The organism is Methanobrevibacter sp., assembly GCF_045539575.1.
GTDB lineage: Archaea > Methanobacteriota > Methanobacteria > Methanobacteriales > Methanobacteriaceae > Methanocatella.
Genome location: NZ_JAZQFM010000055.1, coordinates 65,594 through 76,590 on the forward strand (window position 1 = coordinate 65,594; position 10,997 = coordinate 76,590).

14 protein-coding genes are annotated in these 10,997 nt (G+C 36.3%); 5 read left to right on the plus strand and 9 right to left on the minus strand.

The window, feature by feature from the left end; all coding sequences use genetic code 11:
* Positions 1-6: 6 nt before the first annotated feature.
* Entirely contained in the window at positions 7-717 is a 711-nt protein-coding gene (locus ACKI30_RS07180) for a DUF2162 domain-containing protein (RefSeq protein WP_292742325.1), read from the minus strand.
* A gap of 197 nt (positions 718-914) precedes the next feature.
* On the opposite strand from ACKI30_RS07180, the gene ACKI30_RS07185 reads away from it, so the two are divergent.
* The 3 genes from ACKI30_RS07185 to ACKI30_RS07195 all read left to right on the plus strand — a co-directional run bounded on the left by ACKI30_RS07185 (position 915) and on the right by ACKI30_RS07195 (position 3,583).
* Positions 915-2,216: a phenylacetate--CoA ligase family protein gene (locus ACKI30_RS07185; protein WP_407411168.1), complete on the plus strand. Its 1,302-nt coding sequence runs from the start codon at positions 915-917 to the stop codon at positions 2,214-2,216.
* 8 nt (positions 2,217-2,224) lie between these two features.
* Positions 2,225-2,656 carry an acetolactate synthase gene (locus ACKI30_RS07190; protein ID WP_407411170.1) on the plus strand — a complete coding sequence of 144 codons (432 nt, stop codon included), beginning with the start codon at positions 2,225-2,227 and terminating at the stop codon, positions 2,654-2,656.
* Positions 2,657-2,839: 183 nt separating this feature from the next.
* Positions 2,840-3,583: an SDR family NAD(P)-dependent oxidoreductase gene (locus ACKI30_RS07195; RefSeq protein WP_292742323.1), complete on the plus strand. Its 744-nt coding sequence runs from the start codon at positions 2,840-2,842 to the stop codon at positions 3,581-3,583.
* A gap of 132 nt (positions 3,584-3,715) precedes the next feature.
* On the opposite strand, the gene ACKI30_RS07200 is transcribed toward ACKI30_RS07195, so the two are convergent.
* The 3 genes from ACKI30_RS07200 to ACKI30_RS07210 all read right to left on the minus strand — a co-directional run bounded on the left by ACKI30_RS07200 (position 3,716) and on the right by ACKI30_RS07210 (position 6,076).
* A complete protein-coding gene (locus ACKI30_RS07200; RefSeq protein ID WP_407411173.1) occupies positions 3,716-4,699 on the minus strand; it encodes a beta-ribofuranosylaminobenzene 5'-phosphate synthase in 984 nt (327 codons plus the stop codon).
* 187 nt (positions 4,700-4,886) lie between these two features.
* A complete protein-coding gene (locus tag ACKI30_RS07205) occupies positions 4,887-5,537 on the minus strand; it encodes an adhesin (RefSeq protein ID WP_407411175.1) in 651 nt (216 codons plus the stop codon).
* Between the two features lie 38 nt (positions 5,538-5,575).
* Entirely contained in the window at positions 5,576-6,076 is a 501-nt protein-coding gene (locus tag ACKI30_RS07210) for a ferritin (RefSeq protein ID WP_407411177.1), read from the minus strand.
* A 92-nt stretch (positions 6,077-6,168) separates the two neighbouring features.
* Between ACKI30_RS07210 and nudC the strand changes: the two genes are divergently transcribed.
* Positions 6,169-6,963, plus strand: a complete 795-nt coding sequence (nudC, locus tag ACKI30_RS07215) for an NAD(+) diphosphatase (RefSeq protein ID WP_407411179.1) — start codon at positions 6,169-6,171, stop codon at positions 6,961-6,963.
* On the opposite strand, the gene ACKI30_RS07220 is transcribed toward nudC, so the two are convergent.
* Genes ACKI30_RS07220 through ACKI30_RS07230 form a run of 3 tightly spaced genes read right to left on the minus strand, consistent with a single transcriptional unit; the run spans position 6,960 to position 8,765 of the window.
* On the minus strand, positions 6,960-7,064 hold the full coding sequence (locus ACKI30_RS07220; RefSeq protein ID WP_292742318.1) for a zinc-ribbon domain-containing protein: 105 nt from the start codon (positions 7,062-7,064) through the stop codon (positions 6,960-6,962). The genes nudC and ACKI30_RS07220 overlap by 4 nt on opposite strands.
* 11 nt (positions 7,065-7,075) lie before the next feature.
* On the minus strand, positions 7,076-8,260 hold the full coding sequence (locus ACKI30_RS07225) for a MalY/PatB family protein (protein ID WP_407411181.1): 1,185 nt from the start codon (positions 8,258-8,260) through the stop codon (positions 7,076-7,078).
* Positions 8,247-8,765 (minus strand): nitroreductase family protein, encoded by a 519-nt coding sequence (locus ACKI30_RS07230; RefSeq protein WP_407411183.1) that lies wholly within the window; start codon positions 8,763-8,765, stop codon positions 8,247-8,249. The genes ACKI30_RS07225 and ACKI30_RS07230 overlap by 14 nt, the downstream gene beginning before the upstream one ends.
* Positions 8,766-8,823: 58 nt before the next feature.
* Here ACKI30_RS07230 and ACKI30_RS07235 point away from each other — a divergent pair, with 58 nt between their 5' ends.
* Positions 8,824-9,309 carry a DUF308 domain-containing protein gene (locus tag ACKI30_RS07235; protein WP_407411185.1) on the plus strand — a complete coding sequence of 162 codons (486 nt, stop codon included), beginning with the start codon at positions 8,824-8,826 and terminating at the stop codon, positions 9,307-9,309.
* Positions 9,310-9,475: 166 nt separating this feature from the next.
* Here the strand turns inward: ACKI30_RS07235 and ACKI30_RS07240 are convergent, their stop codons facing one another.
* Positions 9,476-10,249 carry a hypothetical protein gene (locus tag ACKI30_RS07240; protein WP_407411187.1) on the minus strand — a complete coding sequence of 258 codons (774 nt, stop codon included), beginning with the start codon at positions 10,247-10,249 and terminating at the stop codon, positions 9,476-9,478.
* 124 nt (positions 10,250-10,373) lie between these two features.
* Positions 10,374-10,895, minus strand: a complete 522-nt coding sequence (locus tag ACKI30_RS07245; RefSeq protein WP_407411189.1) for a flavodoxin family protein — start codon at positions 10,893-10,895, stop codon at positions 10,374-10,376.
* Between the last annotated feature and the right edge of the window lie 102 nt (positions 10,896-10,997).

A 10,997-nucleotide genomic window follows, 5' to 3' on the forward strand; every position in this document is an offset into this window, starting at 1 on the left:
AAACATTTATTCTAGAATATTTCTGCCTCTTTTAGTTAAAACCATACCTCCGACAATCAGGATGGCAAATGCCAATATTATCATGAGTATGTCTTGAGGAGAACCAAGGGATATTGGACTCATTGTTTTGGTTAGGGCTCCTGCAATGTTTGGAATTACAATAGCTGAAAGCAGGAAATATGCTCCAAGCAAAAGCATGAAATTACCCAGCACAACCGGATAAGGTTTTGAAATAAACCTGATGATTGTATTTGATGCCAGATAAGTCACAATCATTACTCCAACGAGTGCCGCTGCAGCATACCAACTTAAATTAAGTGAACTGACACCGATAGTTGGTGCAACAACCAGAACGCTTGCAATGATAGAACCAAAACAACATGGACAAGGAGCAATAATAGCTAGAGAAGTTGCTGTAGATGTATTTTTATCATGTATTTTCCACTCTCTGATTGTAAAAAGACCTGCAATAATCATGATTGAAGCCATTATAATATAAAAAATTGTATTGTAACCGTAAATGGCCTGAATCAATTGCTCTGCATATAAAGAAGCTATAGCGGAAATCAAAATTACTCCACCACCATATGCAATGCAGATTACGGCAAATAACTTTTTGGACAAATTGGCTAAACCTGATGCAAGACCTATCTTTATCCCGAAAACAAGAACTGATGCAAATATACCAACCTGCCATAAGACACTCATCATATCCATATTAATTTCTCCATTCAAATTGAATTTACTAATTTACAATTAATTATTACTTTAATAAAGTATATAAATTTTACAAGAAGTCGATAAGAAAATATGCTAACATCAATATTATATTGATTGTTTCTCTTAAAAAAGATTAACATTTATAGTGATTGAGAATAAATATATTATATTATTAAATAAAAATGAGGCAAAACATGTTTTGGAACGAAGAAATAGAAACTATGCCAAGGCAAGACCTTGAAGAATTGCAATTAAAGAAACTTCAAGCTACTGTAAAAAGAGCATTTGACAAGATTCCCTACTACAACAAAAAATATAGCGAAGCTGAAGTATTTCCTGAAGATATAGAAACTTTAAAAGACATTGAAAAACTTCCATTCATCACAAAAGATGACCTGAGGGAAAGCTATCCGTTCGGACTTTTTGCAGTCGACATCAAAGAAATCAAGGAATTACACTCATCATCCGGAACCACCGGAAAACCTGTTGTATCCGGATACACAGAAAAGGACCTTGACACATGGGCAGAAACCATTGCGCGTGGACTTACAATGATGGGCATTGGAGAAGAGGATATCCTTCAAAATACCCACGGATACGGAATGTTTACCGGAGGTTTTGGAGTTCACTACGGATCACACAAGGTAGGGGCTGCAATCATCCCTATTTCAACCGGACAGACCAGAAGACAAATTGAAATCATGCAGGACTTCGGAACAACCGGATTGATCTTTACCCCATCTTACGGAATCCACCTCGGTGAAGTTGCACTTGAAGACGGCATCGACCCAAAAACACTGGGAATTAAGGCAATAGGATTTGGAGCTGAAGGATGGACTGAAGAAATCAGACAGAGGGTTGAAGAACTCTTCGGAGCCAAAGCATACAACATCTACGGATTGACAGAACTCATGGGACCTGGAGTGGGAATAGAATGCTGTGCTCAAAAAGGTCTGCACATTGCAGAAGACATTTACTATCCTGAAATCATCAATCCAAATACCCAACAGGTTTTAGGTGAAAATCAACCTGGAGAACTGGTATTGACCAATCTCGAAAGGGAAGGAATGCCGGTCATCAGATTCAGAACAAAAGACCTGACCAAAATCACTTATGAAAAATGTGAATGCGGAAGAACTCATGCTAGAATGAGCAGAATCACAGGAAGGTCCGACGATATGATAAAAGTCAAAGGAGTAGCTATTTTCCCATCACAAATTGAAAAAGCATTGCTTAAGGTTGGTGATGCAGAGCCTCATTACATGATAATAGTTACCAGACCTGGAACACTTGATGAAATCGAAGTCAAAGTTGAAGCGTCACATGAACTTTTCTTCGACGGAATCAAAGAAATGATGAATGTTCAAAATAAAATCGAAAAATCAATAGAAAACGAAACCGGAATCAGAGTTAAAGTAACTCTAGTAGAACCAAAAACATTACCAAGATTTGAAGGAAAAGCAAAAAGAGTAATAGACAAAAGGAATTTACATTAGGTGAGATCATGAAAATCAAACAGTTATCAATATTTTTACAAAACAGAATGGGCAGTTTGGCAAAACCGCTGGAAGTACTGACCGTGGCAAATGTCAATATCCGTGCAATGTGCATGGCAGACACTTCCGAATTCGGTATCCTAAGACTTGTGGTCGATGATCCGGAAAAAGGAAAGGAAGCGCTCGAAGAAAACAATTTCCTTGTTAAAATTACAGAAATCATCGGTGTTGAAATGAACGACACACCAGGCGGTTTGACTACTGTATTGGACATCATCAAAGACAATCTGATTGATTTGGAATACCTTTATGCATTTACACACGATAAAGCAGGTAAAGCTATTTTATTGTTGCATTCTGATGACATCGATAAGCTAATCGACGTCTTAACCAAAAACAATATCACCATCGTTTCCGCTGACGAAGTTTACAATTTATAAACTTCCGTCTTTTTCTTATTTTTGTTTGTTTGAAAATATTCAAGATATCTTCTTTTTTATATACCCCCATTCATCAAATGTAAAGAAAACTTTACAAATTTTAGTCAATTATTTAAATGGGTAAAAAATATAGTATAAATTATAACCACCATGCATCATGGTAGTTAAAAGAAAGGTGATAAAATGGGAAAACTAGAAGGCAAAGTAGCAATTGTAACCGGAGCAACCTCCGGTATGGGTAGAGAATCCGCAAAATTATTTGCAGCTGAAGGTGCAAAAGTTGTTGTAACTGGAAGAAACGAAGAAAGAGCAAAAGCAGTTGTAGATGACATTAAAGCTGCAGGAAACGAAGCAATATATGTCATTGCAGATATGGCAAACCTCGACGACGTTCAAAAAATCTTCGATGCAACAATGGAAGAATACGGAACCATCGACGTTCTTTTCAACAACGCAGGAATGCTGTCAATGTCCCCATTAATGGAACTGACCCTTGAAGAGTGGAACAGAGTATTCAACGTTAATGTAACCTCTGCATTACTCCTCACACAATTAGTTGCACCTGTAATGAAAGAAAAAGGAAAAGGAACCATCGTCAACACCTGTTCCGTTGCATCATTCGGAGCACACCACGGATTTGCAGCATATGTTGACAGTAAACATGCAATGATGGGATTAACCAGATCCATGGCATGGGAATTAGGTCCTGAAATCAGATGTAACGGTATCGCACCAGGTCTTATCCACACCGCAATGGTAGACAGTATCGGAGGACCAGGAGCACTTCAACAAATGATTGACCAATGCCCAGTTAAAAGATGCGGTGAAGGTGAAGACATTGCACACTTAGCATTATTCCTTGCAAGTGACGATTCTTCATTCATTGACGGTCAAATCATCAAAGCAGACGGCGGATTCGAAATTTAAACATGCTGAAAGTTAGATTTTTTCTAACTTTCAAAACTTATTTTTTTCAAATAAAAATAGAAATTATAACTTATCCATTTATCAAATGGAAATACTGATTTTAAAATTTTAAAAAAAAGGATAAAAGAAATACTATTTTTCAATAGTAAATCCATGATTTTGTGCTTTTGTGACAAATACAGTTCCTTTGTCTCCAATAATCTCCTTGGTTTTTTCTACAATATCCTCATTGGATTCATCGAATACAGTATATAAAACCGGACCGAATGAAGAAATACCTACACCATATGCTCCTGCATCTTCAATAGCTTTCATTGTAGGCAAGTAACTGTCATCAAGTGAATGTTCAAGCTTGTTGAAACCAACCTTTTGAAGTTCACTAACAGCCCAACCAAAGTTTTTGATGTCCTTTTCAAGCATGAACGGAACAAGGTTCATCAAAATAAGGTGAGATACCTGTTCAACTTCCTCTTTAGGGATAGGACAATATGTCTGGAACACATCAACCTCGTCATCCCCTTCCATATGCTTTTCAATGTAAGGAATAGCTATCAAAATATTCCATTCTTCAGGAAAATCATATCTGGCAATGAGTGTTGCAGGTTTTGCCTGGGATGCACCTGACGGTAAAAACAACGGTTTTTCTTCTTTACTGTGTCCACCGTCTAAAATAAATCCTCCCAAATCGTGAGTGTATGTTCCAATTCCGGAAGTTCCTCCCCTTCCGACAATAGAGCTCAATTCACGACTTTCAATTTCAATGCCCATAGTTTCTGTAATCAAATGTGCAGTTGAAACTGCAATCTGTGTTCCGCTTCCAAAACCTGAATGAGGCGGATATGTGTTATGAACTATAAATTTAAAACCAGAATCAATATCAAAATGTTCTATTGTTCTTTTAGCAGCGTCTGGAATCTTTTCCTTACATTCCTCAATAGCTTCTTCGTCGGTTACTGTTTCAGCAAATGTAAGTTCAATTCCACTTTCAATTTGCTCTACTTCCAATACAAATTGTGGATCAGCTAATGCTAGACCAATTCCACCATCGACTCTCCTATATGACCCGTTCAAATCAATGAGGGACATATGTATTCTTGAAGGTGCCTTGATAATCAATTTTTTCACTTCCTATATTATAATACCTTTTAAATATTTGTATATAAACAATAATAAAGTTTTTCATGACAATCCTATGCCAGTTTAAAAAAATAAAGTTGTTTAAAGTATAAAAATAAGCATTTGTAGTTAATTATATGTATAACAAACACAAATGAGATTAAACATAATATTTAAATTCCAATCATTAATAAAACAGACTGTCAACAACATTGATTAGCTTTTCGGCTAAAGACAATGTAAAATCGAATTTTTCATAGGAATAACACTCATAGACCAACGTTGGAATTCCAGCTTTTGCTGTCGGTTCTGTAATATATGGAGGGCTTGTTCTGAATTCAGGAGCATAGTAAACAATCTCATCGATTGCATCAATTATTTCATCCATATATCCTGAGGAGTCCTCATCAAATCCCGGAGCGAAAACAAAATTTGTTATCTTATACTCGCCAGGCCCCATTGAACCACGGTTTGAGTGAATGTCTAAAAACAGATCATAATCTTTATTTATAATATCGTCCTTAACGAATTCCTGAGCAAGCAACTGGCCTTCAAGACGCCCTTCGGTTTCAGAAGAGATGTCATTGACATTAATGTTGTATATCCAATAACAGCAGTTCAAATCATCACTGTCAGTTAGCTTCTCAAACAATGCCCTGTGGGACTTGCTTTCGAGAGGATGCATTCCAATCAGGTAAGCTATCTTGACATCTGAGTTAGCATCTCCGAAAGGACCGTGAATATGGACACTTCCAAGTTCATTTTCCCCCAACAGTTTTGAATCATATTGTGTTGAGTCGACTTGTGCCTCATCGGTGGGGCCGTCAGGATAGTTCATTTAAACACCAAAAAAAATAAGTTTAGACTAGATAAAATCTAGTCTTCGGAAGGTGCACGTCCACCTAATTCTTTGTTTAATTCGTACATCAATCTGTTGTCGCCATCAGCGAATTTGATTTTTGCAACGAGTTCCATAGCATTTTCTTCTTCTTCAACTTGTTCTTCTACAAACCATTGCAAGAAGTTGTTGGTTGCATGGTCTTTTTCTTCAATAGCAAGGTCAACTAAATCATTGATTAAGCCGGATACCTTTTTTTCATGTTCGAGCACGTGTTCGAATGCTGCTACAGGAGAGTCCCATTCGGTTTGAGGTCCTTCGATTTCGGATAATGTTACTGAAGCTCCTCTTCTGATGATGTAGTCATAGAATTTCATTCCGTGTTCCAATTCTTCTTCTGCTTGTACTCTCATCCAACCTGCAAATCCTGCTAAGTCTTCATCTTCAAAGTAAGCTGCCATGGATAAGTATAAATATCCTGAGTAAATTTCAGCGTTTAATTGAGCATTTAATGCTTTTTCCATATTTTCTGATACCATTATATCACCAGTATAATTTTTGTATCTGATTTCTTATAAACCTTAAGCAATCATTCAATAACTTAATTAAAACTATTGACCAATATACCAATATGATAGAAAAGTCCATTTATGAAAACTACCAAATCGATTTCAGTAACACCCTACAACCTGCTGATGATGACATTTTATTTATTTTTAATGAAAACAGGGAATTATTTTTAGATGAAAACAAAAACCTGCCAAAATCCCTTGATAATTTTGACGTTGATTTTTGCCTGTTCATCGGCGTTTACAATGACAAAAGGGCTTTCGTAATCAATGTTGAAACAGAAGATGAATTCTATCCTCTTTATGAAGTCTATGAATTCAACCATGACCTGTACCATATTGCTGGAAAAGCTGTTCTTGTGCGCGATTGGTATATATCCCACAGGTTTTGTGGAAGATGCGGAGTTGAAACTCAATTAGATGAAAAGGACATGATGTTAAAATGTCCTTCATGCGGTCAAGTGCACTATCCTCGCATCGCTCCTGCAATTATTGTGGCAGTTGAAAATGAGGACAAATTGCTCATGGCAAAACACAGCTATCACAAGACCCACAAGTATGCCCTTGTTGCAGGTTTTGTAGAACCTGGCGAAAGCATTGAAGAGGCAGTTCACAGGGAAGTTCTTGAAGAGATTGGAATAAAAATAAAAAACCTGAAATATCAAAGAAGCCAGTCCTGGCCGTTTCCGAACTCACTGATGCTTGCTTTTACTGCAGAATATGACAGTGGAGACATCAAGGTTGACGGTGATGAAATTCTTAAGGCTAAATGGTTTAAAAAAGAAGAAATAGAAAGGTATGATTCTGATATCAGCATATCAGACTGGCTGATTCAGAATTTCATTGATACCCATTAGTATATCCAGTCACCTGAATCAAAATCCGGATCAAAACCGCAATAGTCACAGTATGGTTCATCATCAGGTAGCATTGTACCACAATTTGGACATTCTTTCATAATATCACCAACTAAATATTTTTTGACAAATTATTGATATTGTTTAAGGCAATGACACCTGCTTTTAATTTTGCAAGTCCCTGTTTAAGAAGTTTTGGCGGGCAAGCAATGTTCAGTCTCATGAATTTATCTCCGCATTCACCGAAATCACTTCCGGCAGATAAGAACAATCCCTGATTTTCACGCAGGAATTCTCCCAAGACTTTTGAAGAGACATTCAATGCAGTGCAGTCCAACCATAAAAGGTATGTTGCATCGCAGTCCACAAGTTTAACAACCGGCAATTCGTTAGATAGATACTCCTTTACCATTTGCTTATTATCATATAGCACTTCCCTTAACTCATCAAGCCAGTCTTTTGACTCATTGTATGCAGCTTCAACTGCACTGACGGCAAATACATTGCATGCATCAGAATTGTCAAGATGGAGCTGTGTTTTTACCTTTTCAAGCAATTCCTTGTTTTTTGTGTAGACTACTGAACTTTGAAATCCTGCAATGTTGAAAGATTTTGAAGGAGATATGGTTAAAATACTGTTTTCATAGTCGGATGAAGTCATGAATGGATTATACTTGACTCCAGGGTCTGTCAAGTCACAGTGAATCTCATCAGATATCAAAATTACATCATGTTTCTTGCACAATTCGCCTATTTGATTCAGATCATCTTTGGACCATATTTTCCCGACAGGATTTTGAGGATTGCAAAGCACCATCAATTTGCATTCAGCCAATTTTTTATCCAGGTCATCAAAATCAATCCTATATTCACCATTCTCATAAATCAATTCATTTTCAACGACATTTCTATGATTGTCTTCAATTACATAGAAAAATACATGATAAACTGGTGATTGGATTAAGACATTATCGCCGACATCTGTAAAACATCTAATCATGGTGGAAATGGACGGAACCACACCAATTGAATATAACATGTCTTCACGTGCCATTTCAAAATCATAATTTGATTTCCACCAGTTAATATAAGCTTCATAATATGAATCAGGAACTATTGAATATCCGTATACTGGATGGGATGCCCTTTTCTGAATGGCTTTTTCGATTGCAGGCGCAACCCTAAAGTCCATGTCCGCAACCCACATCGGCAAATCATCATCAAAAAAGTCCCATTTTACGGAATTTGTGCCATGACGGTCAATGACACTTTCAAAATCGTATTTAGTATTTTTCATAATGTATCCTTTCCTCATCGAATTTGTCCATGAACTTGTTTTCCCATCCATCGGCAGGATATCCAATTGTTATTATGCAGTAGGGTTTTGTTTCGGTGATATCATCGATTCCAATGATTTTACCTATTTTTTCCATCCTTTCCTCATCAGGAGCCACACCGTTCCAGAGACCTCCAAGTCCCAGGTTTACAGCTTCAAGCAGCATGTTTTCTGCCGCTGCTCCCATATCCTGTTGCCATACTGTTTTATAGAATGACCTTTCAATGTTTGCTACCAAAACAATAGCTACAGGAGCGTTTGTTACTCTAGGTTTGATTTCACCAAGTTTTGCAAGAGTTTCCTTATTTCTCACTACAACAAATTCCCATGGTTCCGCTCCGAGCCTTGAACCAGGTGCCTGCATTCCTGCCTTGATGATTTTTAAAATATCTTCTTCACTTACATCTTCGTCGCTATATTCTCGAATGCTTCTTCTTGTGTTTATTATTTCTTCAAAATCAGACATATTTTTAAATAATTAGTTAATCATATATAAAATTAGCTTATTAAATGGAGGTGAAAAAATGGACATTAATAGAAGTGCTGGAATAATATCCGTGATTTTAGGTTTAATTTTCATATTGTTTCCAATGTTTTCATCAGGATTGGTCTCAATAATCGTCGGTTTAAGTTTACTGTTTTTCGGTATTTCCGCAGCATTCATGGGATGGAACATGAGAGACGGAATCAACAACACTGGAGGAAACATAATTCTTATCATCGGAATTATTGCGGTAATATTCGGATTCCTGTTCATATTCTATATTGACGCATTATCATTCCTAATCGGTATTCAATTCTATATTGTCGGATTCATAATGATAATATTCGGTATAGCAGGATTAATTTCAAGAATGAACAGATTCTCATTATTTACTTCAATACTTGTGTTGATTATGGGAATTGTTTTAATTGCACTTGCCGCATTTGCAATGAACCAACCTATATACATTGCAATAATTATAGGCGTTGTCTTAATCATTGAAGGAATTGTAATGCTTTTAAATTAAGACTTGGTCAACGATTAAAAAAATAGAGAACTATAACAACCATCACCTAACAAATACTTACAAATCATTAACCAAGCCGAGATTCGAATCTGGTTAATAATTTGATTTTATTTTTTAAAAATGTTTTTGAAGTGTGAAAAGGTGAATTTGCACACTTCCAATGTGTTTAAATATCTGAATTTTCAAATGAGCGGAATCCAATATCGTTTTCATCACAATAACCTTTGACATGGTCAACGATTTCTGCGATATCCTCATCTGAATATTCGTTCTTGAAGTAATACAATACCGGTTGGGCATTGGTGTATACGGTCAGGATCAGATAATCATTTCCATAGACACTAACATCAAGAGTATTGTATATCTGAATAGTCCTTATTATGTCTGACTTTGCCTTTTCTGTTGGAGTCTCATTTCCAAATGAGACAATATCGGTGTTTTCATAACGGTTTTGAATTTTTGCCAATTTTCCGTCATCAGTCAGAACATCATTTTCAGGTTCCATTTCACTGAGTTTTTCCTTAAAGAGTCTAGCATTGTGTAACTTTTCCTGAATTTCAGCCAATTCTTTTTCAAGTTCCTTTTCATCCTCAATCAATGAGTTTATGAATGCTTCAGAACCATTATTGAATTCCTCATACATTTCAAGGACATTCCTTGGAGACAAAATTGAATGTTTTTTGAAGAACTCCTTTGTATGTGGTTTTACACGAATACTTAAAGGCTTTAGGTTTTCCTTTTTGGATTTGTGGTCAAATATTTCTTCAGCAAATTCATTTCCTTTTTTGTGCAATGCTTCCATTCTCTCGGAAAACATCTTTTCGAAATCTTGACGGGACATATCTTCAGGGAAATTGAATTCAAATTCACCTGGAGTGTATGATCCTCCGAATCTTTCATTTCCGAATGTGAATCTTCTTGTTCTTTTTTGGTCTGCCATAATACTACTCCCTAAAGTGTATTACAAATTTGGTTTTTGTATACAAATAATTATTTGAAAAAGGTAGTATATAAATGTTTGTATTCATTTTTTAAAATTGTATACACAAAAAATTCAAAAAAAATTAACTGCTCAAATCGACAGCAATTTCATAAATTGTATCAAAATCCTTATTCAGCTGTCCCTCTTTGTCTTTAACAGTATCATCATCTTTTGAGTAATCGTTTTTGGAAATGTTTGAAAAAGTGTCAACTACAAGCCTGCCGTTGAGCATTTTCAAGACGTCCTCAGATTGCTTGAGATGAGGCCTCACGGATTTTTCAAAATAATCCATAGGATAGTTGATAGTGTAAAACAAGCCCACATTGACCTTTCCCTTGAACTTGTTTCCTGTCTTGTATGAAACGATACAATAGATTAATCTTTCAAGAAGCGCCATGTAATGGCTTGAAGGGTTTGAGAAAAATATCGGAGCGCCGATTAAAAGGCAGTCGGCTTCAAGTATCCTTTCAATCAATGGGGAAAGCTCATCCCTCCAGTAGCATTTACATGTTTCCTCATCCTGTTTACATATCAGACAAATCCTGCAGCCTGACAGGTCCATCTTTTGAACTTCCCCACCGTTGTAGACGGCGGGGATTCGCAAACCAAAAAAAAATATAGAAATTTTTTTGGAAAATTTTTTTTTACTGCGCCGTCGTCCCAACGACTTCTAAACCTTTATTAAGGATGTTTTTTGCTGCATTGA